This window comes from Streptomyces noursei ATCC 11455 (assembly GCF_001704275.1).
GTDB classification, from domain to species: Bacteria; Actinomycetota; Actinomycetes; order Streptomycetales; family Streptomycetaceae; genus Streptomyces; species Streptomyces noursei.
The window spans coordinates 8,598,064-8,618,827 of the sequence record NZ_CP011533.1 but is presented as its reverse complement, the minus strand read 5'-3'; the positions used below and the strand labels follow the sequence as shown (position 1 = coordinate 8,618,827).

Below are 20,764 nucleotides of genomic sequence, written 5' to 3'. Positions count from 1 at the left end.
GCAGGCCGCCCGCGTCCACCTGGAGTGCCCCGGACCTCCGCCCGCCGCCCCGCCCCGAAGGCCGCAACCTGCCACGAGGAACACGTTCGATGAACACGCCGTCCGGCCCCTCGCCCATGACGGAACTCTCCGGTGGAGAGGCGCTGTGGCTGCTGGAAGGCAGCACGCTGGGGCAGCTGGCCTACGTCCAACGGGAACGGGCCGTCGTCCGGCCCGCCCGGCACGTGTGGGAGTACGGCCGCCTGATCGTGCGTGCACCCGTGCCGGCCACGGCGGTTCCCCCGACGGCGACCTACACCGCGAACGAGATCGATCCCAGGACCGGCACCGGCTGGACCGTCGCCCTCACCGGCCCCGTCGACGTGCTCCGCGATCCCCACGAGGCGGCGCACTACCGACGCAGCCTGGCCGGTTGGACGCACGGTCCGCACGACACGCTCCTGCGGTTCCGCCCCCAGACGATCACCGGCTTCCGCCTGGCCGGCGCGGAGGCATGATGTTCGCACCCCTGACCGCGTTGCCCTACCGGCACGTGCTCACCCTGCCCGCCGCACCCTGCGCCGTCCGGATAGCCCGCGAGACCGCCGAACTGACCCTGAACGGCTGGGGCATCGGCCTTCGCCATCCCACCGTGGACCCGGCCCTGCTGATCCTCAGCGAGCTGGTCACCAACACCATCCGGCACGCCGCCGCGCACTCCCCGCAGGTCACGGTGATCTACGGGGCCAGCCAGGAACGCCTGGTCTTCGCCGTCCATGACACGCATCCCTACCAGCCGCCGCTGGACGGGCCGGTCGACAGCACCGGCGGCGGTCTGGCCATGGTCAGGGAACTCGTCTGCGACCTGGGCGGCACAGCAGTCGTTCGCACGAGTACCGCGGTCGCGGGAAAGGGCATCTGGATCAGCCTCCCCCTGTGACCGACAGACCGCCCGCGCAAGGGAGTTCATCGTGACCATCGAATGGCACTACACCGTCGAGGAGAACCTCGGCGTCCTGTCCGTCGCCGGCTACCTGGGCCCGGAGGCCGCCCACCGGTTCACCGGAGCAGTCGGCTGGGTACTGGCCCGGGGCACCGGCCCGGTCATCGTCGACCTGAGCGAACTGCGCAACTGGTCGAGCGAGGGTCAGCTGGCCCTCGTCGACGCCGCACGTCGCCTCACCGCGGCGGGCCGCCCCCTGGAACTGGCCGCGATCCCCGCCGACGGCTCCCTCGTCCCGCCCGGAGACTGCCCGCCCATCCCGGTGCACGCCGACCTGACCGCCGCCCGCACCGCCCACGGTGCCCGCCCGGGCCAGGGGGACGAGGCGGAACGCCGCAACTGGCGCACCACCGGCTGGCCCGCCGCGCAGGATCACGATGCCTAGCAAGCAGGCGGGGCCCCGACTCGTTCTCCCGCGCACACGCGGAAGAGCTACTGACCTCCGCAATCGCCGAGGTCTTCACTACCGGACGCGGCGGCCCGGTCCTCTGGATGCGGATCGGGCCGGTTCCGCACGCGAAGATGGGCCGTATGTTCTTGATGAGTGGATGGATGCCATACACCGGGGCCCGACCCACGGGGAAGCGCTGCCGCCCCGGGGAGGCGGTGGCACGATGAGCACGCCGCTGTACCGCCTCAAGGCCGAGTTCTTCAAAACGCTCGGCCATCCCGTACGCATCCGCGTCCTGGAATTGCTCAGCGAGCGCGAACACGCGGTGGCCGAGATGCTCCCGGAGATCGGCGTCGAACCCTCGAACCTCTCCCAGCAACTGGCCGTCCTGCGCAAGATGAACCTGGTCACCACCCGCAAGGAGGGCTCGACCGTCTACTACTCGCTGACCAGCCCGCAGGTGGCCGAACTGCTGAGGGTGGCGCGAGCGATCCTGTCCGGAGTACTGACCGGACAAGCCGAACTCCTCGCCGACCTGCAATCCGGCCAAAGCAAACCCTCGCCATAGCGGCCCCTGACCGGCGGCCGTCTCCCGAGAGCCTGGACAGCACTCTACGAACGGGAGACGGCCGCCTCCCCGTTCGCGGGACCTGTTGCGCCCGTGCGGTTCGGCTCCATGCGGCTCGGCGCCGGCCGGCACGGTGCGGTGACCATCTGGTCCGCACCCGTACCGCCGTGCGGACGGACGACCCCACTTTCGTCCTCGTCGAATCCACTCCCGCGCTGCGGGATTACGCCCGGCGCATGTGGTCACGCCACGAGAAGACACTGGCCGCCACCCTCGCCGATACCACCGGACTCGCCGTGGATGCCCCCGCCGTCACCGCCCTGGCCCGCTTCACGCTGGAAGCCCCCAGCATCGCCCGTGCGAGCGAAGACCCGGCCCGAGCCATGCGCGACCTGTTCGCTCTACTGGAACACGGCTGGGGCACCACCCCGCTGGCACGACAGGAGGACCGCCCCGGTCAGGACGGGTGACCGCGACGGCCTGCTGGTTCAGCGTGACGCACACCAGCTCCTGGCCCCGACGGGGCGTCGCGCCCTCGACGTCATCGCCGCACCGGACCGATGTCCCGCACGTCGCACATGTCTCTGCCTGGACCTCCTGGACACGCACGGGCCGTTCCGCCGCAGACGGGCTCAGGTCACGGTGTTGACGGAGGTTCCGGACGCGAAGGCCGGGATGCGCGGGGACTGCTTCGTGCAGGCCCGCGACGGGGCGGCGCACGCCCTCCACTGCGGCAGGATTCACTCATCACGCACAGCTCATGCCAGGCGCCGGGCAACCAGCCCGGGGCATGGCCCCTGGCCGCGTGCGCTCGGGGTGCCCCTGACGCCCTGGTCACGCGACAAAGGGAGTTGACGTCGGCCGCGTTCTCGGGTCTCCTGCTGCGATGTCTGACCTTCGCTTCCAACAGCCGGACGACGACGTCGCGCTCAGGGACTGGCAGTACGTCCACAACGTCATCATCCCTACGCACATCCTGTCCATGGACGAGATACGGGAACGCGCCCAGCGCAACCATCTGGAGGTCGCGTACCTCGGTGATGTTCTCGTGGGCTGCAGCACGGTGCGCCCGCCCTCGGACGACACGTTGACGGCCACGGTGATCGCCCGCGTGCTCGCTCCTCACCGCGGGCAGGGGATCGGCGAGGAACTCTATGCGCGCGGGCTGAGCCGGGCACGGGAGTTGGGCGCCGAGGTGATCGAGACGGTGATCCTGTCTTCCAACGAGGACGGTCTGCGTTTCGCACGCAAGCACGGGTTCGCCGAGATCGAACGCTACCTGCTGCCAGGGGAAACCATTCCGTGGATCGATCTGCGCCTTGCCTGACCCGAGCCGCCCGGGACTGATCGCTCCGGAGTGATCACGGCGTGGGAACCGTCCCGGACGGCGCCGTTCGCGCAGCGGGCGCGGAAGGGGGCCGCAAGCCGCGCCGGGGGCGGATGTGGAGACCCAACCCCGGCACGGCTTACTGTGTTTGACGCTGCGTCAGAGTGTCCTGAGCAGCGTTCTGCTGGCGATGCTGCCGGCCCCGAGTGGTCTGAGGGCCAGGCGCATCAGGGGGAGCACGTTGTCGTCACCGGCGATGCGGTTGGCGCTGAGCTCGCCGCAGGACTGGCACTGATGGATGATCATCCATTCGCCGTCCGGTCGTACGGTCAGGCTCAATGCCTCCATGCGTCCATGGCACGGCGAGGCACGGTCGCCTGGAATGCGGTGGTCGACGTGCAGGCTGGTCAGGCAGTTCGGGCAGTGGTTGCGGTGTGCGGTGCCGGGCGCGACGAGGGACACGTCGAGCCGGCAGCCGACACACCGGAAGTCATTGGCCCGGTGTCCGCCGTTGCCGTGCAGCACGTCCTTGTAGCGCTGCGGCCGGTGCCGGTTCTTGCGGCCCCCCGACTGTGTGCGGCGTGGCATGGCTGTCTCCTTTCCGGGTGGGCGTTCAGAGGGTGCCGAACGCTTCGAGGGGGAACGGAGGTTGGGCCAACGGGCGCACGGCCATGCGCATCAGGATGAGCTGGTTGTCGTCCGTGGACACCGGGTTGGAGGTGAGCTCGTCGCAGCGTACGCAGCGGTGGATGATCATCCAGTCGCCGGTGCGGAGCACGGCGATGGCGATCGGGCTCATCTTCGAACCGCACGCGGACGGGCCGCCTTCGATCTGGTCCATGACGTGCTTGGAGTGCAGGCACGACGGACAGTGGTTGCGGCGAGTGCCGTCGGGGGCCTGGGCCGAGACGGTCAGTCCGCACCACACGCAGCTGAAGGTGTCGGTGTTGAGGACGTGGTTGATGGTGCTCTGGTGGTGAGCGAGGTTGTCGCTGGACACCCGGATGCTCCTTGCTGAGAAGTGTGTGATGACAGCAAGAGCAGGCCGAGCGGCCTCGGGAAACCCACGCGCGGCACGCTGGAGCGACGGCCGGGGATACGGCCGGCAGCTTCCACGACCACGAGGCCAGGGGCTGGGGTATAAAGCACCGGGATTCCGCCCCGGTAGAACGCCATGTGAATCACGGCGAAAGGGACGGCTATGCGATGCGGCGAGGCGCACTCGGCGCAGGCCGGAACATCAAACACCTCTTCTAGGGCAAGAAGCCCGAGAGCAATTGACTGGACTTCATCAAGCTAACACACGGGGGTGGCGGGAAGTCCATTCCTTTTCGGTCCGTCTCCGTCAACAGCGCGTCTCCCTGCGGGGCTGTCTGCGTTCTGTGACGTCGAGGGTCCGGGCCAGGTCCTGCAGCACCCCGGCCGGCCATGCCTCGGCGTCCGGTGCCAGATCCCCCGTGCGTGCCGTGGGGCGGTGCGGTGGATCCGGGCGTGTGAACGCTGCCGGCGCGGCGGCTTCCGACTGGCGACCGGCCGCGCTTCCCAGGTCGGCGGCGGCGTACCGCGCGTGTGCGGCGGCTCCTTGCCACCGCGCCGATCGCCCCGCCGAGCAGGACGTCGAGGGGAGGACCGACAGGAGCGTCCCGGCCCGCTGGCGCGCGTTCCCCGGCAGGCGGGCGAACAGTCCCAGAGGCAGCGCGCCGAACATGGCGTACAGCCCCATGGCGGGATCCCCCAAGCCCGTAGCGGCAGTTGCAGAACCCCATGCACCCCGCAACGGTCACCCGTACGGCACGGCGTACCTGGGGCGGGGCGCTTCCCGGGTTCACGGGCTTCGGGACGCCGTGTCCCAGGGTGCGATGACGGTCGGCGCCGTGGGCCGGGGCCGACGCGATGCGGGCAGATCCATGTCGATTCCCAGGCTAGATGTCCGCCGCGGCTTCCACGCGACGAGCACGGGGTCACGTGCGGTACCGAGAAGCCTCCGAGTTCCCGGACGCGGCCTGATCGGCGGAATGGTTTCCCATTCGCTTTCGCCAGATTTCTCTACTTCCGGTTTCTGCGACCGGCCAGCCGACCCGAAAATGAATTCCACCTCCCGCATTCGGCCAAGGAATGCGAATGTGAATTCCCTCTTCCATTCGCGCCCGAAAGGACGATTTGCATTCCTGGAGGAATCAGTGGCGTCACCCGCGTGATCGTCGGGGTGGACGGCTCGGAGGGCAGCCTCGCGGCCCTGCGGCAGAGTGCCGAGGGTCCGCCCCGTTCGCGATGCCGGTCACCAGCACGACCATCCGCTGCGCCGCGCGTCCGCAGTGGCGACGGGTGGAGCCCCGGCGGTCCCGGCAAGCGCCCGAAAGTTGAGGTGGCGATCAGGACGCGGGAGTCCGCGGCGCGAGACGCAGTCAAGATCACCATCGCAGGTGTGATACAAGGAGCATAGGTAACTATCCGCCATATGGTTCATAACGCCCTACAACCTCGCCCCCGCAGCCTCACCGAGAGCGCCTCTCGGCCGCCCGAACCACAACCGACCGCGCTCCGCGGCCCCGTCGCAGATGGCCGCCGGTCGCCCCAACACCCTTTATGCCGAATCCGCACAGCACGCCCCGTCACAGGCCGATCGCGGCCGTAGCCGAGCAACCACGCCCGGCGCGGCCGCTCCGCCGACGCACCTTGCTCGCCACCGCAACCGTCATCGCGGCCGTGGTGCTGCCGCTGGCCGCCTGTTCCGTGCACACCGGCCCGGTGAGCGCCGGGCCCGCGCCGGAGGTCAGCGCGCCACGGACCCTGTGGGCCGGCTCACCGGCACCCGACCGACGAGGCGGGGCCGCACCTCCCGGGGCCGGCGACATCCGCCGGGTGGACGCGCTGGCCACGGTCAAGGCGGACATCGCCGCCGGCCCGGCGGCCGCCGACGGGCCGGCGGCGATGGACAAGGCAACCCGCGCCAAGGTGGCCCACTGCACGGCGATCGGTGCGGGCTGCCCGGTGCGCACCCCCGAGTACCACGACCTGACCGGCGACGGCCGGAATGAGTTGATCGTCGGCATCGACATGGACGACGGCTTCTGCTCGCTGCGGGTCTACACCCTGCGCGGCGGCAATCCCGTCCGCGTGATGGCCTACCCCGCCGCGGTCCGCTCGGTGCAGGTGTCCGGCCGGGACCTGATCCTCTGGGAGGACACCGCCACCCCCGACTACCAGCAACGCACCGTGTACGCGTGGGACGCGGGAGCGCGGGCCATGGAGTTCCAGTCCCAGGAGTACCGCCGGGTGCGGGGCGCCGGCTCCTCGCCGCCCGCCAAGGGCGGCTCATCACCACGCTGAGGAGACCGCGTGCCTGGACCGGCAGGCGGTATGCCAAGTTGAAGGAAACCCCACCGCCCACGTCGCCGGGAATCCGCTGCCGCCCTGCGGACGACTGGATCCGACGGACGGTCCGGCACGGTTCAGTTCGGACTGGCCACCGCGCGCTCGTAGCCCCAAGTCGCGGCGACGGCCCTGGCGCCCGCGTTCTGGGAATGCCGGAGCCTCTCCCGTCACTCCCCTCCCACGATCGCGCTCGGGAGGACGGTTCAGATGCCTTCCGCCGCCACATGTGCGATGACGCGCCTGATGTACTCCTCGCGGTGCCGAAGCAGTTCAGCGCTGATGAGGATGCGATTTCCGCCGATCGGGAGGAACAGGGTGCCGGTGGTGGGCAGCGCGGTCACCTGGAGCCGGAATCCGCCGAGGCGGGCGCCGGTGGTCCTCTCGTACTCGCGCACGGCATCCCTCATGCGCGGAGCACCAGGCGCGGGACGGCTTGCGTTGGCGACGTCGCGTTTGCGTTCGGCGCTCCACAGGCGGATGGCATCGCGGTTGTCCTCGACGATGCGGCCGAGCAGGCCCCCCGGCGACAGCGGAACCGCCGATTCATCCTGCTTCGAGGCCGCCAGCGCGCGTTCCCACCACCGTAACCACTCGGCGTCAACTCCCTGAGCGCCGTGCCCAGTTGATTCGATGACCAGGCTCGGCTGCGTCACGACTGCCGGTATGCCCAGCGGGTCACGGATGCCGAGCGCGTCGCGGACTGCCAGCACAGCGGCCAAGTGGTAGGAGTACCCCAGGGCTACTCCCCACGGCGCGCTCGACGTCGATCCCATGATTCTTCCTTTGCCTCAGACTCTCTGCACTGTCCGCGGGGACCGGAAACGGAGCATCAGCCACCACGCCAGTCCCCGACCCTACTGACCGTCCGCTGCGCGCGGAGGCCATAGAGAAGACGACGCGAAGACGACGCCCCGACGGCCGCTGTCCACGTCGCCGTGCGCAGTGACCGGGGCGGTCTCGGCTTGGCCGCATGTCGGGCCGAGGCCGCCGGCGCGCACCCGGTGCCGGGCCGAAGGTCGACGGCTGTGAACGCGGACGAAGGCTTCACGGCTCGGACGGGGGCTCAGGCACTGCCGATCTCGCGACGTCGGCCGGAGGGCCTGAGATCTCCGGGTCGGTGGGCCGCTGCCGCACTGTTGATGGTCGGCGGCGCGCCTTGAGGTGCTGCACGCCCCGGGAGCACAGGGCGGTGACAAGTGTTGCAGCCAGAGCGCCGAGGAATTCGGGGAGGGCGGCGGACAAGATGTTCATGGCTACGCCGACCCCCTGCCGCGGAGGTCATCGCGGCGTTGCCGTTCCGCGACCAGTCGGCGGACCTTGCGTCGGACGCGTTCACCGACGACGGTCGGGTCATCGGCCCCGGCCTCCTGGGCGGCATCGGCCCAGGTGCGCACTCCTGGGTGGGCCCAGGCCAGCGCGACCGCGCGCTCCGCCGGCAGCAGCCTCCTGATCAGGGCTGCCAGGCGGGCGTTCTCCGGCGTGACGTCGAGCGGCGTGGGCGTGGTGTCGGGCTTCTCGGCGACCAGGTCCTGGACGGTGATGCCCTCGCTGACCGGGGTGTTGAGGAGCAGGACTCTCCCGTGCCGGGTGCGTCGGCGCCATACGGGGGTCAACTGGCGGTGCAGGGCCAGGATCTCGGCTCGCAGTCGCGCCAAGGCCGCTCCGTCGAGTTGCTTGCCGTGGTCGAGGGGCTCCAGCCAGTCGTTCCCGAGCAGCGCCGTGGATGCCGCTTCCTGCCAGCGGGTTCCGCGCCGCAGACCGATCACGTCGGTCGCGAACGCCTCCACCAGGTCCGATCGGCCCACCAGTGCCGCCCGCCTGGCTTCCAGTGCGCGAACCACCAGGGGGAGTTCGGCCGGGTGCGCGGCCTCGAGCTCGGCGACGGTCAGGAAGGTCGGCAGCCTTTTGTTGAGGCAGGACGGCACCGCACACACCGATCCGTCGGCGTGCACGTTCAACGGCACCATCTCGTCCGGCCCGAGGAACGTGAGTGTGCTCAGGACGTCGTGGTCCCCGCGGCGCGGTGCGGGTTCGACCCGGTGCAGCGCCCGCACCGTGACCAGCGAGCCCGGGGCCGCCTTGGCCCGTCGTCGAAGGGCTTGGCCCGGGAGCCGCACCGGCAGCGGCGGCCGCTCGCGGGCGTCCGGCGCATCCGGTGCCGGCGGTGCTGGCGGCTTGGTCACTAGCCGTAGGCCCAGCCCCCGCTGACGTAGGGGCTGGAGAAGCCGCGCCAGCCGGCGCGAGCTTTTCGACGAAGACGTCCCGGACACGAACTGGCTCCTTGAGAGGATTTCGCAAAAGGCTTCCTCTCTTAAGCCCCGGGACGAAGCCGATCCGACAAAGAAACTCACCACGCATCAGGTGATCTACGTCACAGCAAGTACGGGCTGGGTGGAGCATGTTGGGCGGCGCACACGGACGGGGCCCGGTCCGGGGAACTCCGCCAGCCACTACTGCTCCAGTTCCACCTTCGCCCGGTCGGCGACTACGGCCGCGGCGTCAATCCCGCTCTCATCGCGCATCAGTCGCCACGCGGTGGCCCGCAGGTCGACGAGGAACTGGACGGCGCGCCATCCAGGTTGATACGCCAGGGGTCCCGGAACCCGGGTCGGTCAGGCCGGCCGAGCACCCCGAGCAGGCAGGCTCGACAGGTGGTCCGCATCGCGGGGTGCACCTTGCTGGGCCGCGTCGCACCCGGGCCGCAGCCATCAAGGAGACGGACGAACGGGAACGCGCCTGACACCACCGGCCGGTGAGTGCGAACGAAGCTGACGTTGCATCAACTATCACCTTCGCTCGGTGCGTCGGAACGCACTCGCGGCAGTCCGGCCCGCGCAGCCTCACATCCGGGCTCTCAGCACGTCGACCTCACAGCCCGGCGCGAACGGGTCGAAGCCGTGCTCGACCAGCCAGCGAACCCCCAGCAGGCTTCGCAGCGACCACCACGCGCGGATCACGTCGAGGTCGAGGTCGACGTCGGTGCCATAGCCGGCGACGACGTCGCCGAGGCGCTCCTCATGTCCGAGCGTCAAGGTGGCGAGGTCGAACAGGGCGTCACCCTGGCCCGCCTCGGACCAGTCGATGATGCCCGTGACCTCGTCGCCGTCGACGAACACATGAGTGATCTGCAGGTCGCCGTGTGTGAACATCGGAGTCCACGGCCGGAGCGCGGCCTCGGCGACCTGGCGGTTGCGGGTGACCAGGTCGGCGGGCAGGACCCCGTTCGTCACGAGCCACTCGCACTCGCGGTCGAGATCCGCCGCCAACGCGTCGAGGCCCCGGCCGCCACGGCCGGGCCAGGGCGGCAACGGCGCGTCGTGCAACTTCCGGATGGCGGCGCCCGCCGTGGCCCACGCCGCCGGCGAGGCGGTCGACGGCTCGCCGAGGCGGCCGAGCGCCGTCCCCGGGAGCGCGGCGATCGCGAGCACGGGCGGCTTGCGCCACAGGACCTCCGGGGTCGGAACCGGCGCCAGGTCCATCGCCGCGACCTCGACGTCGATGCGCGCCTGATCGGCGTCCACCTTCAGGAACACGTCGCCGACGCGCAGGGTCGCGCGCTCGGAATGGGCGACCACGACCTTGACCTCATCCATGGCAACCAGTATCCCGGGATGGCCGTCGACGTCACCGGGGTTTTCGCGTGCCATGGTGCGGCTGACTGCGTTCCCGCTATCCGGCGGCAGGAGAACACTGATCATGTTGCCGTCCGATGACGAGTGGCGAGAACGGGGTCAGGAGTCGAGCAGGTGGCGCAGCCACCACGGGCGCTGGACGAGGGCCTGGATGAGTCCGATGGCCTGGCCGACGGGTTTCAGGCGTGGTCAGCGCATCAGGACGCCGCCGTTGACGTCATAGGTGGCGCCGGTGACGAAGGTTTCCCGGGAGGCGAGGAAGAGGGCGACTCGGGCGACCTCTTCGGGGGTGGCGATTCGGCCCATGGGTACCTGGGAGGTGAGCTCGGCGAGTGCCTCCGGGCCGATCGAGCGGACCATGGCGGTGTCGATCATGGCCGGGGCGACCGCGTTCACGGTGACGCCGTACGGGGCGAGTTCGGCGGCGAAGACCCGGGTGAGGGCGATCATCCCGGCCTTGCTGGTGCCGTAGGCGGCGCCGGTGGGACGGGGCGTCTGGCCGGCGATGGAGGCTACGTTGACGATCCGTCCGAAGCCGCGGTCGCGCATGTCGGCGGCGACCGCGCGGGTCAGCAGGAAGACGGCGCGCAGGTTGACCGCGAAGACATCGTCCCACTCCTCGGGGGTGATCTCCCACAACGATCGGGCGAGTGGCCGGGCCGCGTTGTTGATCAGCACGTCGACCGGGCGCCAGTCACGGACCTCGGCGTAGACGGCGGCGAGTGCGTCCGGGTCGCGCAGGTCGGCCTGGACCGGCCGGATCCGTTCCCCGGTGGGGTCGAGGCCGTTGGCGAGGGCGCGGTTGGTCTCGTCGTCGATGTCCAACGCGGCGACGTGGGCGCCTTCGGCGTGGCAGGCGCGGACCAGGGCGGCACCCAACCCCTGGGCGCTGCCGGTGATCAGGACGGTCCGGCCGTCGAGTCCGGTGTCGAGCATCCGCTCCCCCTTTTCCATGCCTGTCGAGATTTCTCAGTTCGTGCCGAAGAACAGTGGACGGCCGACTCGGGCTTCGATCCGCAGATAGCGCCACAGTCGACTGTCGCCGACCGGGGTGTCGCGGACGATGCCGCACACCGCGGAGGCGGTCTGCAGGTCGGGGACGTCGGCGAGGATGTAGGAGGTCCAGGGCCAGGCGGTGGCGGCGCCGACCATCAACTGGTCGTCGTCCAGGGTGCCGAGCACGTGGACGCCGAAGCGTTCGCCGAGCCGGTCGAAGGCGGGCGGGATGGCGGCGGCCACGGTGGCGCGCAGCGCGTCGTCGGCGGCGAAGAAGTCCTGGGTGACGCCGATGCAGAACAGGGTACGCAGCGGGCCGGTTGCGGACTGTCCCGCGATGGGTGCGGGGTTGGGCGGAATTGCGGGCTTGGTGGTGGTCATCCTGGGCCTCGCGGGAACGCGTCGGTGCGACGGTGCGGGCACCGTCGGCGAGTGGTGAGATGGATAATTAGAGGATCGTCAACGCATTGACGATCACCGACCGTATCACTCATTTAGAGAGCTATCGAAACGATGTCTCGCACCGACCCGGCCGGCACCCTGAGAGCAGAGTCTCCGCCGCGCTCCCCCGGAGCGGAGGAACCCGCCGCCACTTCCGCCCCGGCCGACCCCGACCAGCCGGAGACCGCCCGGATCCAACTCGGCGACCTGCTGCAGGCGTTCAGCGACCCCTTGCGGCGACGGATCGTGCACCGGCTCGCCACGCAGGGCGAGGCCGGCTGCGGAGACATCGACCTGCCGGTCACCCGGGCCACCGGCTCCTACCACTTCCGGATCCTGCGGACGGCAGGCTGGACGCACACCCGCCGATCCGGCCGCGAGCGGTACATCTCGCTACGCCGCGCCGATCTCGAAGCGCGCTTTCCCGGCCTGCTGGAGGCCCTGCTCCGGGCCGACGAGGCGGAGCGGGACGCGGTGGCGGAGCCGGACGCGGCGTGAGACCACCAGCGATCACCCCCCGGGGAGAGGTCCACTTCCCGAGCCAACCTCACCACCCGCAACACGCCAGGTCGCCGCCAACTCCCTTGACGCGAGGCGCCGTACGAGCCCCACCCTTCCTGTAAAGCAAGCTTGACACTCGCCGAGAGGTGACAAGTAAGCTTTACATGTGCGAAACAGCGTCAGGAAACTGCGGTCGTCACGAGGGCTCTCCCAGGGCCAACTGGGCACGGCCCTCGGGGTCTCACGGCAAACGATCAATGCCATCGAGACCGAGCGGTACACGCCCTCCCTGCCGCTCGCCCTGTCCATGGCCAGGTTCTTCGAGGTCAGCGTTGAGGAGATGTTTCATACCGATGAGAGCCCAGATGACCAGTAACGCAGCCAGGCGGTCCGTCCCCGGCTTCTTCCTCGTCGTCGGAGTCGCCTGCCTCGCGGCCGCGACTGCCGGCGGCCACCTCGCCCTCGGTTTGGTGACGTTCGGGATCCTGGCGGCCTGCAGTCTCGCCTTGGTGATGCTGGGACGCCGGAGCGAGACCTTTCAGGGCCTCACCCAGAAGCAACCCGACGAGCGCTTCGCCCGGATCGGAGGGCTGGCCTGGGCCGGCACGGGCATCGTGCTCACCGTGGGCAATCTCAGCGCCTTCATCGGTGAACTGGCATCCGGAAGAAGCGGCGATCCGTACTTCTGGTTCGTGGCCACCGCCGCCCTCACCTACATCGTGTTCGTCGCCTTGTTGTCTCGGCATACCTGAGAAGCCACCGCCTCGAACGGCCTGCCACGGTCCGCCCGACCGGCCGCCCGCGAACCACCATGTCCCGCCTCAAGGACCACGGCTCCGCCGACGTGGCTATGTGCGATGCGTGAGGTGGGTGAGGAGCGCGTCGAGTGCACTGGTCAGGGCCTGGGAGTTGGCCTGGTCGAACCACGTGGTGCGGATGCGCTCGTTGTTTCCGTTCGGGGTCTCGTGGTCCGCTGCGAGTTGGTGCAGGGAACGGGTCTCGTCGCTCAGGGAGCGGCCCACGCCCTGGAAGAGGCTGCGGATGTAGCGGTCCGCGTCCTCGGAGGCGATGCCCTGGTCGGCGGCCCACGACGTGAGCGTGGCGAGATACGTGTAGTGGGTGGTCAGTGTCCCGGTCAGCGCGGAGAATACGTCGAAGGCGGCCTCATCCGCGACGGGGAGCACCCCGCCCAGGCGCTCGAAGAAGGAGTCCACCTCCGGGCGCGAGGGGTACACGACGGTGACGGAGCGGCGTTCGCGGATGGCCGGCAGGGGGATGGCTCGGACCAGCGGGGCGCCGGTGGCGAGTGACCGGCGCAGCTCGTCGTTGCCGACGCCGGCCATCACGTTGACCACGATCTTGTCGTCGTCCACCCGCACCCCGGCCAGGGCATCGTGCCGGTCCTGGCGCCGTACGGCGATGATCACCAACTCGGAGCGGTCCACCACCTCCTGGTTGTCGGCGCACACCCGTACGCCCTCGTAGCGCTCGGACAGTTCCGCGGCCGTGCGAGCACCCCGGGGGGACAGAAACATCTCTGACGACTCGTCGCCCCCGTGGCGCAGGCTCATCACGATGGCCCGGCCGATCTCGCCCACTCCGATGATGCCGATGCGATTCACTGTGCCTTCCTCCATGGTGCGTGGTGGTCATGACCCGTGCGGGTTCGGGTCCGTGTCGTCGAACCCGCCTCGGCGGAGACGGTTCCGAAGGCACTCCGGGGCCCGCGGCCCCGCCCCCGGGCCCCTTCGCGTAGATCGGGGCGAGCCGGGGCTCGGGGCGCTGTCGTCGGGATGGTTGCCGTCCGCTCATCGCGTGCGAGCGCGAACGCAGCCGACGTCATGTCGAGCGCGGCCTCTTTCCTGTTCCGGGTCTCATTGGTCGATCATGCCGATGCCGTGGTCGCCGTATCGCGCCCCTTGGGCGCCGGTGATGGGGACGGCAGCGTCGATGCGGCCGAGGTCGGTCGCGGTCAGCTGCAGATCGAGGGCGGCCAGGTTGTCGCGCAGGTGGGGGCGGCGCGAGCTGCCGGGGATGGGGATGACGTCGCTGCCACGGGTGAGGAGCCAGGCCAGGGCGATCTGGGCGGGGGTGGCGTTCTTGGCCGCGGCGAGTCGAGTGAGGGTGTCGACGACGGCCAGGTTGGCCTTGAGGTTGTCGCCGGTGTAGCGGGGCGCGGTGGCGCGGAAATCGCCGCTGTCGTACGAGGTGTTGGCGAGCACGGCTCCGGTGAGCAGGCCGCGGCCGAGGGGGCTGTAGGCGACCAGGGTCGCGCCGATGCTGCGCAGAGCGGGCAGGATGTCGTTCTCGACATGGCGTTCCCACAGCGAGTACTCGGTCTGGACGGCGCTGATGGGGTGGACGGCGTGGGCGCGTCGAAGGGTGGCGGCGGAGACTTCGGACAGGCCGATGTGGCCCACCTTGCCCTGGGCGACGAGTTCGGACAGCGCTCCGACCGATTCCTCGACGGGCACGGCAGGGTCGATGCGCGCCAGGTAGTACACGTCGATGTGGTCGGTGCGCAGCCGGCGCAACGATGCCTCGCAGCCACGCCGCAGACAGTCGGGGGAACCGTTGGGGACCAGCCCTTCGGCGGTGCGCCGGACGCCCGTCTTGGTGGCCAGCACGACGCGGTCACGGTGCGGCGCGAGGGTCCGGCCGAGGAGTTCCTCGTTCGCGCCGTCGCCGTAGAAGTCGCCGGTGTCGAACATGGTGACGCCACTTTCGAGGGCCTCCAGCACGGTGGCCGCCGCCTCATGAGGGTCGGCCGGGCCGTAGCTGCCCGTCATGCTCATGCAGCCCAGGCCGAGCCGGGAGACCGCGAGGCCGTCGGTGCCCAGGGTGTTGATGTGCATCGTTTCCTCCGTCACGTCGTCAGGGCCGCGCGGAGGAACCCGAGGATCTCCGCCTGTGCGGCTGCGGCCTGCGGTTCCACTCCCGGCAGGGTGAGGAACGCGTGCCGCGCGCCCGGGTATTCGGTCAGCCGCACGGACGTCCCGGCGGCCCGCAGCCGCTCGGCGTAGCGGCGGCCGTGATCGGCGACCGCATCCTGGGTCGGCACCACGAGCAGCGCCGGGGCGAGCCCGCTCAGGCCGTCCGCGTAGAGCGGTGAGAAGGCCCGGGCGTCCGTTCCCGCCGGGACGGCGAGCCGCTGGAGGAGCCGCAGTTGCGGCAGGGCGCGGGTCGGGCTGTATGCGTACTCGGCGATCGAGGGGTGGTCGTACATCGTGTCGGTCACGTCGACCACCGGGTTGACCAGCACCTGCGCCGCCAGGTGCAGACCGTCCTCCCGGGCCCGAAGGGCCGTCAGGGCGCTGACGAGTGCGCCGAAGCTCTCCCCGAAGACGGCCGTGCGCGCCGGGTCGATGCCCCACTGGGCGGCGTTCCGCACCACGTGCCGCAGCACGTCCCAGCCGTCGTCGGCGGCGTTCGCGAGCGGACTGTCCGGGGCGACGAGGCGGTGCTCGACCGAGACGACGAGCGCCGGCAGTCGGACGGCGAGGTGGCTGTTGGTCCAGTCGCACTGCACCGCCGTGCCCACGAAGCTGCCTCCGTGGACATGGACCACGAGTGGCAGGTCGGTTCGGGCGGCGCCACCGTCACCCGTCGACGCCGGCCGGTACACCCGGACCGGGAGGTCGCGCCCGGGCAGCGCGACCTTGCGCCACTCGATCGCGGCGCCGGGGTCCGGCTCCCCGATGATCGCCCGTGCCGCGCCGGATGCCCGGAAGCGGTTCTCCGCTTCGCGGTAGGCGATCAGTTCCTCGGTCGTTAACGCCTCGAAGTCCGGCTCCGGCGGCCGCGTCGGAGCGGCGGTCTGGTTCATGCCTGCGTCTCTCCTTCTTGTCCCGGACCTGCCTCCCGGCAGGCGCGCTCCCCCAGTATGCACGCACCGCGTGCAACAGCAAGTGCATAGACTAGACTGAGCCCGGACGAGAGGGGCGAGATGGCAGGCCGAAGGCGTTGGTCGACCGAGGAGATCCTGGACACGGCAGCGGAACTGCTGCGCACGAGCGACGCGGAGTCGTTCAGCGTGCGCAAGCTCGCGGCAACGCTCGGGACCGACTCCTCCAGCCTCTACCGGCATTTCCGCAGCAAGACGGAACTGCTGCGCGCGGTCGCCGACCGGATCCTGGCCGCCGCCATGGACGGCTACCGCCCCGAGGGCGACTGGAAGCAGCGCATCACCGCCCTGGCCCTCCGCCTGCGCGAAGCCTTCGGCCAGCAGCCCCAACTCGCCGTGGTCTGGGGACGCTACGCGTCCAGCGGCGCCGGATCCCGGCTGGTCATGGAAGAGGTACTGCAGGCCCTGCGAGCCTCAGGGCTGCCCGACGAGGAGATCCCGGCGCGCTACCACCGGATCGTGATCCTCCTCGCCGCACTGATCGCCTCCGAGGCCGGCATCAGCTCGCTCACCACCGAAGAGCACGAACAGGGCATGGAGTTGTTCCGCGTCGCGGTCCTGGGCGCCGACCCCGAGCGCTTCCCCGCCCTGGCCCACCACGCTCGCGACATCCGCCCCCTCGGCGCGGACCGCCGCGACGCGTTCGAGGAGATCCTCGCCGCCCAACTCGCCCACATCGAGGCCGCAATCCGCCCGAGCTAGCCAGCTTCCTGCCGATCGTCTTGCCGCCAAGCCGGCGTCACCGGCCTGCGCTCTCGCAGGACGGATCAAGGCTCCGGTCCTCCGGCGCACTTCCCTGTCCGCCGAGGGCGAATGCGTTGGCGGCATTCGGCAAGGCGTCGGCTGGGCCCTCGTCGCGCATCCCCACGCCCCCGCCCCAGGACTTCACCGTTCACTTCCCCCAGTCCGCCGGGGTGTCGCGCCGACCACAACCGTGTCGGCGATCAGCAGCAGGGGGTGTGCAGGTACGCGCGGGCGAGGGGCCCGCGCGTACCTGCACGTGGGCGGACTTCGTGCGTTCCCGGGCCGACACCCTGCCGGCGAGCGATTTCTTCGAGACGGTCACGCCGTCCGGGGCACGGGTGTACGCGTTCGCCGCCGTCGGGCAAGCATCGGAAGGCATGGAACACGCAGCGCGCCCGGGGAATTGCTGAGCGAGTCCCCGGCCCGGGTCGGCTCGCCGTGGACGAGGTCGGCCTCGCAACTGGAGGACCCTTCATGCGCCCGTTGGTGAGCCGGTCGATCCCTTGGGTGCTCAGGGCCGACTCGGCCACCGCAGTGTTGTCCGTTGCCCTCGCGGATGTACGTGGTCGAGGGGGCGGTGGACCGCCTGGCGCAGGTACTCCGGACGCAGTCGCTGGTAAGCCGCGCGGTGACGGTGCACGATGGAGAGTGTTGGTTTCCCAGCCGCACCGGGCCGGTCCGCGGCAGCCTCGGCCACTGAGCCGTACGCTGCTGGGACTGTCGATTGTGCTCATCGCGGCGATCATGGTGGTGGACCTGCGCACTTCCCCGGACATCCACCTGGGACCGGCGCTGGTCATCGCTCCGGCGATCACGGCGGGGTTCGCCGGTCCCTATCTGACCGGGTTCATCGGAGCACTGGCACTGACCGCCCAGGTGATCATCGCGGTGTTCCACGACGGGCTGACCACCGCGAACCACCTGATGCAGATCGCCACCCTCGCGGTGCTCACGGGCCTGTTGGTGGCCCTGTCCGCCGTGCGCGAGCAGCGCACCGCCCAGCTGGCCCAGGTCCGGTCGGTGGCCGAGGCCGCGCAGCACGTCTTGTTGTGGCCACTGCCGGAGCAGATCGGGCCGCTGAAGATTGCCAGTCTGTATCTGGCCGCGGAGGACGAGGCCCAGATCGGCGGCGACCTGTATGCGGCCACCCGTACCGACGGCGGCGTGCGGGTGATGATCGGCGACGTACGCGGCAAGGGCCTCGGCGCCATCGGTGAGGCCGCTCTGCTGCTCGGCGCCTTCCGCGAGGCCGCCCACCAGCACGCCTCGCTGCCCTCGCTGGCCGCCGCCCTGGAGACGAGTGTGACCCGCTACCTGGCCGACTTCGAACCGGCCGAAGAGGTCGGGGAGCGCTTCGCCACCGCCCTGCTGCTGGAGATCCCGGACGGCGACCCGATCTCCCGGATGACCAGTTGCGGGCATCCCCCGCCGCTGCTGCTCAGCCCGGGCAACATCGTCACGGTCCCGAGCCTGCACCCCGCACCGCCGCTGGGGGTCGGCGGCCTGGGGATCGAGAACTACACACTCGACGTGTTCGCCCTCGAACCCGGCGACACCCTTCTGCTCTATACCGACGGCGTCATCGAAGCGCGCAACGCCGACGGGGGCTTCTACCCGGTCGAGCAACGGGTCTCCCAGTGGACCGAGGCCAGCCCCGCCTCCCTGCTGCAGCACATCCGCGGCGACCTGCTGGCCCACGCCGGCGGACGTCTCAACGACGACGCCGCGCTCATCGCACTCCGCCGCGCCCCGACCACCCATCGCGGCCGCCGCCACGAACGGGCCGTACATGCCGACGGGTTCCGTCACCGCCCGGCAACCCAGCCGCGAGGCTCATGACCACATGTCCGCGCGGGCTCCGGGGTTCCGCACCGAGCAGCCGCCATACTCCTTGCTCGCCCGAGGAGCCGAGAGGCATGTGCTGCCGGTGGCGCAGCGCCTGGGAACGGGCGTGGCCGTGGCCGAGGAAGTGGGATGGTCTCTACCGGAGTTGGCCGTCGCCTTCCCCCTCGCGCATCCGGCTGTCGCGTCGGTCGGCGTGGTCTACCCGCTGCCGGCAGGTCCTACGACCACGGCCAGCCGCCGGGGATGGACCTCCGCTGCCGTGTCGTGGAGGTCGTCCAGGCAGTGCCACTCGCTGGGCCGGGCGACGAAGCCCGGCAGCGGGTGGGGCAGCAGGTCGGCGACGAGGTGGACAGCTGCCGGTACCGGGGCGGCAGCGACCGGAGCCGGGGCGCCATCCCAGGTTGTCCACGTCGACCGGCGGCCTTCCTTGGAACTGGTCGGATTCCCCGAGTTCACCGAATTCCCCCTGTCCACCGCGGTCCAGCCCTGCCACGATCCGGTTCCCGTGCGCCCCCTCCGCACACCGACGAGAGGTGACCCGCCATGCCCCACCCGTTGCGTCATGCGTCCGGAACCCACTACCACCGCGAGACCTGCGGCACGTCCTGATGCGCAGGCATCCGATGCCCGGCGCGGTCCGCTCCCGCCCGGTCCACTCCGCACGACGCTCGATCAACAGCGCCCGCACTTCGGCCACCTGGGCGCCCTCACTGACGGACACAGCGCCGGGCCGCCTGATGGTCGCGGCGAACCGGCCGACCCGCTACCGGCGTTGCCGGGGCGGGCGAGCTGCGGGGCCCGAGGGCCCCGGCTGGATGCCTGCCGTGATGGTGTGTCAGGCCATGGCGAGCCGGTCCACCAGCAGTTCCACCCTCCGCTCGGTGTCCTCCGGCGGGAGTCGTCGCGCCCGGGTCAGGGTGGCCAGTCCGTGCAGGGCCGCCCAGAACGTCTCGGTGAACAGCCCCGGGTCGACGCCGTCCCCGGCGACCTCGCCGAGGCTCTCCAGCAGCGCGGCGAAGGCGTCCTTCAGAGGCTCCGGGGTGTCCTCCTGTGCGTACGCGAGACCGCCGTCGAGCTGGAACATGGCGTCGTAGACCGCCGGGTTGCGCTCGGCGAAGTCGAGGTAGGCGCGCGCGAGGGCGGCGACCCGGGCGCGCGGGTCGTCCGCGGCGGCGGTCGCGGCCCGCACCGCCCCGGCCATCTCGGTGGCGCCCTCCAGGGCGACGGCGCCGATGATCTCGCGCTTGCCGCGGAAGTGGCTGTAGAGGACGGGCTGGCTGTACTCGATGCGCTCGGCGAGCCGGCGGGTCGTGACCGCGTCCCAGCCCTGCTGCTCGGCGAGTTCACGGGCCGTCGCCACGATGAGGCGTTCACGGGCTGCCCGTTCACGCTCTTTGCGTTCCTGTACCGACATGACTCGATCCTAGCACCGCTAGACAATCGAGCGGCAGTAGTACTAGCGTTGCCTCATCGGCTAGCGGCGCTAGATCCCAGGAGGGGTCATCATGCTCAACGCACTTGAGGTCGTCACCACCGTGGTCGTCGGCGTGATGGTGGGGGTGGAGTTCTCCGTCGCCTTCGTCATCAACCGGATCCTCGACGCCCTCCCGGAGGACAGTGGCCAACTCGGCCGCGCCCACGGGGGCCGGATGCTCGGCGCCGTGATGCCGGTCTGGTACATGGGCTCGCTCGCCTTCGTCGGCATCTGGGCCATCGCCGGATGGCACCACCACGGCACCGGCCTCGTCGTCACCGCCGGCGCGCTGCTGATCCTCAGCGTGATCATGTCGATCCTGCTGCTCGTCCCGATCAACAACCGGGGCAAGACGTGGACCCCCGAAAACCGGCCCGCCGACTGGAAGCAGCAGATGAAGCGCTGGGACCGCTACCACTACGTCCGCGTCGCCGTCCTCATCGCCGCCTTCGCCCTGCTGGTCGCCTCCCTCACCTGAGCCCACGGGCTTACCCGCCCGGTCGTCGGCCACAACGGCTCGGCCATACGTCCGAAGTGCGGCACTACCACCTCCGTCGACATCGAGTAACTGGACACCGACACCC

Annotated in this window: 26 protein-coding genes and 1 pseudogene; 14 read left to right on the top strand and 13 right to left on the bottom strand. The window is 70.4% G+C overall.

Annotated elements, in window-relative coordinates; all coding sequences use genetic code 11:
- The first annotated feature begins 89 nt into the window (after nucleotides 1–89).
- From SNOUR_RS36720 to SNOUR_RS36695, 6 genes are all read left to right on the top strand, one after another.
- Entirely contained in the window at nucleotides 90–497 is a 408-nt protein-coding gene (locus SNOUR_RS36720; protein ID WP_067355805.1) for a pyridoxamine 5'-phosphate oxidase family protein, read from the top strand.
- Nucleotides 497–919 (top strand): ATP-binding protein, encoded by a 423-nt coding sequence (locus SNOUR_RS36715; protein WP_067355803.1) that lies wholly within the window; start codon nucleotides 497–499, stop codon nucleotides 917–919. Before SNOUR_RS36720 ends, SNOUR_RS36715 begins: the two co-directional genes overlap by 1 nt.
- Nucleotides 920–950: 31 nt before the next feature.
- Nucleotides 951–1,367: an STAS domain-containing protein gene (locus SNOUR_RS36710; RefSeq protein WP_067355801.1), complete on the top strand. Its 417-nt coding sequence runs from the start codon at nucleotides 951–953 to the stop codon at nucleotides 1,365–1,367.
- A 229-nt stretch (nucleotides 1,368–1,596) separates the two neighbouring features.
- Nucleotides 1,597–1,941, top strand: a complete 345-nt coding sequence (locus SNOUR_RS36705; protein WP_067355800.1) for an ArsR/SmtB family transcription factor — start codon at nucleotides 1,597–1,599, stop codon at nucleotides 1,939–1,941.
- Nucleotides 1,942–2,108: 167 nt separating this feature from the next.
- Nucleotides 2,109–2,411 (top strand): hypothetical protein, encoded by a 303-nt coding sequence (locus SNOUR_RS36700; protein WP_312634952.1) that lies wholly within the window; start codon nucleotides 2,109–2,111, stop codon nucleotides 2,409–2,411.
- A gap of 416 nt (nucleotides 2,412–2,827) precedes the next feature.
- Complete coding sequence (locus tag SNOUR_RS36695) at nucleotides 2,828–3,268, top strand: GNAT family N-acetyltransferase (RefSeq protein WP_067355797.1); 441 nt, start codon at nucleotides 2,828–2,830, stop codon at nucleotides 3,266–3,268.
- A 159-nt stretch (nucleotides 3,269–3,427) separates the two neighbouring features.
- Here the strand turns inward: SNOUR_RS36695 and SNOUR_RS36690 are convergent, their stop codons facing one another.
- The 3 genes from SNOUR_RS36690 to SNOUR_RS36680 form a co-directional block, all read right to left on the bottom strand.
- Nucleotides 3,428–3,856: an RNHCP domain-containing protein gene (locus SNOUR_RS36690; RefSeq protein WP_067355794.1), complete on the bottom strand. Its 429-nt coding sequence runs from the start codon at nucleotides 3,854–3,856 to the stop codon at nucleotides 3,428–3,430.
- Nucleotides 3,857–3,881: 25 nt separating this feature from the next.
- Complete coding sequence (locus tag SNOUR_RS36685) at nucleotides 3,882–4,268, bottom strand: RNHCP domain-containing protein (RefSeq protein WP_067355793.1); 387 nt, start codon at nucleotides 4,266–4,268, stop codon at nucleotides 3,882–3,884.
- A 345-nt stretch (nucleotides 4,269–4,613) separates the two neighbouring features.
- The gene (locus SNOUR_RS36680; protein WP_067355790.1) at nucleotides 4,614–4,991 is read right to left on the bottom strand and encodes a hypothetical protein; all 378 of its coding nucleotides are present in this window, start codon (nucleotides 4,989–4,991) and stop codon (nucleotides 4,614–4,616) included.
- A gap of 953 nt (nucleotides 4,992–5,944) precedes the next feature.
- Between SNOUR_RS36680 and SNOUR_RS36675 the strand changes: the two genes are divergently transcribed.
- A complete protein-coding gene (locus tag SNOUR_RS36675) occupies nucleotides 5,945–6,598 on the top strand; it encodes a hypothetical protein (RefSeq protein ID WP_079143113.1) in 654 nt (217 codons plus the stop codon).
- 248 nt (nucleotides 6,599–6,846) lie between these two features.
- Here SNOUR_RS36675 and SNOUR_RS36670 read toward each other — a convergent pair whose 3' ends face one another.
- The 5 genes from SNOUR_RS36670 to SNOUR_RS36650 all read right to left on the bottom strand — a co-directional run bounded on the left by SNOUR_RS36670 (nucleotide 6,847) and on the right by SNOUR_RS36650 (nucleotide 11,652).
- Nucleotides 6,847–7,416, bottom strand: coding sequence for a hypothetical protein (locus SNOUR_RS36670; RefSeq protein ID WP_067355788.1), 570 nt, complete (start codon nucleotides 7,414–7,416; stop codon nucleotides 6,847–6,849).
- A gap of 480 nt (nucleotides 7,417–7,896) precedes the next feature.
- Entirely contained in the window at nucleotides 7,897–8,826 is a 930-nt protein-coding gene (locus tag SNOUR_RS36665; protein WP_159425994.1) for a hypothetical protein, read from the bottom strand.
- A 657-nt stretch (nucleotides 8,827–9,483) separates the two neighbouring features.
- A complete protein-coding gene (locus SNOUR_RS36660) occupies nucleotides 9,484–10,236 on the bottom strand; it encodes a phosphotransferase family protein (protein WP_067359088.1) in 753 nt (250 codons plus the stop codon).
- Between the two features lie 228 nt (nucleotides 10,237–10,464).
- A complete protein-coding gene (locus tag SNOUR_RS36655) occupies nucleotides 10,465–11,211 on the bottom strand; it encodes an SDR family NAD(P)-dependent oxidoreductase (RefSeq protein WP_067355784.1) in 747 nt (248 codons plus the stop codon).
- 33 nt (nucleotides 11,212–11,244) lie between these two features.
- Nucleotides 11,245–11,652 (bottom strand): hypothetical protein, encoded by a 408-nt coding sequence (locus tag SNOUR_RS36650; protein WP_079143112.1) that lies wholly within the window; start codon nucleotides 11,650–11,652, stop codon nucleotides 11,245–11,247.
- Nucleotides 11,653–11,784: 132 nt separating this feature from the next.
- Here SNOUR_RS36650 and SNOUR_RS36645 point away from each other — a divergent pair, with 132 nt between their 5' ends.
- From SNOUR_RS36645 to SNOUR_RS36635, 3 genes are all read left to right on the top strand, one after another.
- A complete protein-coding gene (locus SNOUR_RS36645) occupies nucleotides 11,785–12,210 on the top strand; it encodes an ArsR/SmtB family transcription factor (RefSeq protein WP_079143111.1) in 426 nt (141 codons plus the stop codon).
- A 169-nt stretch (nucleotides 12,211–12,379) separates the two neighbouring features.
- Nucleotides 12,380–12,589 carry a helix-turn-helix transcriptional regulator gene (locus tag SNOUR_RS36640; RefSeq protein ID WP_067355781.1) on the top strand — a complete coding sequence of 70 codons (210 nt, stop codon included), beginning with the start codon at nucleotides 12,380–12,382 and terminating at the stop codon, nucleotides 12,587–12,589.
- Nucleotides 12,579–12,965 carry a hypothetical protein gene (locus SNOUR_RS36635; protein WP_067355778.1) on the top strand — a complete coding sequence of 129 codons (387 nt, stop codon included), beginning with the start codon at nucleotides 12,579–12,581 and terminating at the stop codon, nucleotides 12,963–12,965. The genes SNOUR_RS36640 and SNOUR_RS36635 overlap by 11 nt, the downstream gene beginning before the upstream one ends.
- A 96-nt stretch (nucleotides 12,966–13,061) precedes the next feature.
- Here the strand turns inward: SNOUR_RS36635 and SNOUR_RS36630 are convergent, their stop codons facing one another.
- The 3 genes from SNOUR_RS36630 to SNOUR_RS36620 all read right to left on the bottom strand — a co-directional run bounded on the left by SNOUR_RS36630 (nucleotide 13,062) and on the right by SNOUR_RS36620 (nucleotide 16,039).
- Nucleotides 13,062–13,835 (bottom strand): NAD(P)-binding domain-containing protein, encoded by a 774-nt coding sequence (locus SNOUR_RS36630; RefSeq protein WP_312634939.1) that lies wholly within the window; start codon nucleotides 13,833–13,835, stop codon nucleotides 13,062–13,064.
- Between the two features lie 252 nt (nucleotides 13,836–14,087).
- Nucleotides 14,088–15,068, bottom strand: a complete 981-nt coding sequence (locus SNOUR_RS36625; protein WP_067355773.1) for an aldo/keto reductase — start codon at nucleotides 15,066–15,068, stop codon at nucleotides 14,088–14,090.
- A gap of 11 nt (nucleotides 15,069–15,079) precedes the next feature.
- Nucleotides 15,080–16,039: an alpha/beta hydrolase gene (locus tag SNOUR_RS36620; protein WP_067355770.1), complete on the bottom strand. Its 960-nt coding sequence runs from the start codon at nucleotides 16,037–16,039 to the stop codon at nucleotides 15,080–15,082.
- Between the two features lie 120 nt (nucleotides 16,040–16,159).
- Here SNOUR_RS36620 and SNOUR_RS36615 point away from each other — a divergent pair, with 120 nt between their 5' ends.
- The 3 genes and pseudogenes from SNOUR_RS36615 to SNOUR_RS48720 all read left to right on the top strand — a co-directional run.
- Nucleotides 16,160–16,819 (top strand): TetR/AcrR family transcriptional regulator, encoded by a 660-nt coding sequence (locus tag SNOUR_RS36615; protein WP_067355768.1) that lies wholly within the window; start codon nucleotides 16,160–16,162, stop codon nucleotides 16,817–16,819.
- Nucleotides 16,820–17,605: 786 nt separating this feature from the next.
- Nucleotides 17,606–18,700, top strand: a complete 1,095-nt coding sequence (locus SNOUR_RS36610) for a PP2C family protein-serine/threonine phosphatase (protein WP_079143655.1) — start codon at nucleotides 17,606–17,608, stop codon at nucleotides 18,698–18,700.
- Nucleotides 18,690–18,896: pseudogene (locus SNOUR_RS48720) on the top strand (aldo/keto reductase); the annotation flags it as partial. The gene SNOUR_RS36610 and the pseudogene SNOUR_RS48720, both read left to right, overlap by 11 nt.
- An 8-nt stretch (nucleotides 18,897–18,904) precedes the next feature.
- Here SNOUR_RS48720 and SNOUR_RS46625 read toward each other — a convergent pair.
- Nucleotides 18,905–19,162 (bottom strand): hypothetical protein, encoded by a 258-nt coding sequence (locus SNOUR_RS46625; RefSeq protein ID WP_159425993.1) that lies wholly within the window; start codon nucleotides 19,160–19,162, stop codon nucleotides 18,905–18,907.
- A gap of 379 nt (nucleotides 19,163–19,541) precedes the next feature.
- A complete protein-coding gene (locus tag SNOUR_RS36605; RefSeq protein WP_067355766.1) occupies nucleotides 19,542–20,120 on the bottom strand; it encodes a TetR/AcrR family transcriptional regulator in 579 nt (192 codons plus the stop codon).
- 91 nt (nucleotides 20,121–20,211) lie between these two features.
- Here SNOUR_RS36605 and SNOUR_RS36600 point away from each other — a divergent pair, with 91 nt between their 5' ends.
- Nucleotides 20,212–20,658 (top strand): anthrone oxygenase family protein, encoded by a 447-nt coding sequence (locus tag SNOUR_RS36600; RefSeq protein ID WP_067355764.1) that lies wholly within the window; start codon nucleotides 20,212–20,214, stop codon nucleotides 20,656–20,658.
- Nucleotides 20,659–20,764: the final 106 nt, after the last annotated feature.

Coding starts and splice junctions, on each gene's coding strand:
- SNOUR_RS36720 (WP_067355805.1), top strand. CDS start 90: ATGAACACGCCGTCCGGCCCCTCGCCCATGACGGAACTCTCCGGTGGA.
- SNOUR_RS36715 (WP_067355803.1), top strand. CDS start 497: ATGTTCGCACCCCTGACCGCGTTGCCCTACCGGCACGTGCTCACCCTG.
- SNOUR_RS36705 (WP_067355800.1), top strand. CDS start 1,597: ATGAGCACGCCGCTGTACCGCCTCAAGGCCGAGTTCTTCAAAACGCTC.
- SNOUR_RS36695 (WP_067355797.1), top strand. CDS start 2,828: ATGTCTGACCTTCGCTTCCAACAGCCGGACGACGACGTCGCGCTCAGG.
- SNOUR_RS36690 (WP_067355794.1), bottom strand. CDS start 3,856: ATGCCACGCCGCACACAGTCGGGGGGCCGCAAGAACCGGCACCGGCCG.
- SNOUR_RS36680 (WP_067355790.1), bottom strand. CDS start 4,991: ATGGGGCTGTACGCCATGTTCGGCGCGCTGCCTCTGGGACTGTTCGCC.
- SNOUR_RS36670 (WP_067355788.1), bottom strand. CDS start 7,416: ATGGGATCGACGTCGAGCGCGCCGTGGGGAGTAGCCCTGGGGTACTCC.
- SNOUR_RS36660 (WP_067359088.1), bottom strand. CDS start 10,236: ATGGATGAGGTCAAGGTCGTGGTCGCCCATTCCGAGCGCGCGACCCTG.
- SNOUR_RS36655 (WP_067355784.1), bottom strand. CDS start 11,211: ATGCTCGACACCGGACTCGACGGCCGGACCGTCCTGATCACCGGCAGC.
- SNOUR_RS36650 (WP_079143112.1), bottom strand. CDS start 11,652: ATGACCACCACCAAGCCCGCAATTCCGCCCAACCCCGCACCCATCGCG.
- SNOUR_RS36645 (WP_079143111.1), top strand. CDS start 11,785: ATGTCTCGCACCGACCCGGCCGGCACCCTGAGAGCAGAGTCTCCGCCG.
- SNOUR_RS36635 (WP_067355778.1), top strand. CDS start 12,579: ATGACCAGTAACGCAGCCAGGCGGTCCGTCCCCGGCTTCTTCCTCGTC.
- SNOUR_RS36625 (WP_067355773.1), bottom strand. CDS start 15,068: ATGCACATCAACACCCTGGGCACCGACGGCCTCGCGGTCTCCCGGCTC.
- SNOUR_RS36620 (WP_067355770.1), bottom strand. CDS start 16,039: ATGAACCAGACCGCCGCTCCGACGCGGCCGCCGGAGCCGGACTTCGAG.
- SNOUR_RS36615 (WP_067355768.1), top strand. CDS start 16,160: ATGGCAGGCCGAAGGCGTTGGTCGACCGAGGAGATCCTGGACACGGCA.
- SNOUR_RS36610 (WP_079143655.1), top strand. CDS start 17,606: ATGGTGGTGGACCTGCGCACTTCCCCGGACATCCACCTGGGACCGGCG.
- SNOUR_RS36605 (WP_067355766.1), bottom strand. CDS start 20,120: ATGTCGGTACAGGAACGCAAAGAGCGTGAACGGGCAGCCCGTGAACGC.
- SNOUR_RS36600 (WP_067355764.1), top strand. CDS start 20,212: ATGCTCAACGCACTTGAGGTCGTCACCACCGTGGTCGTCGGCGTGATG.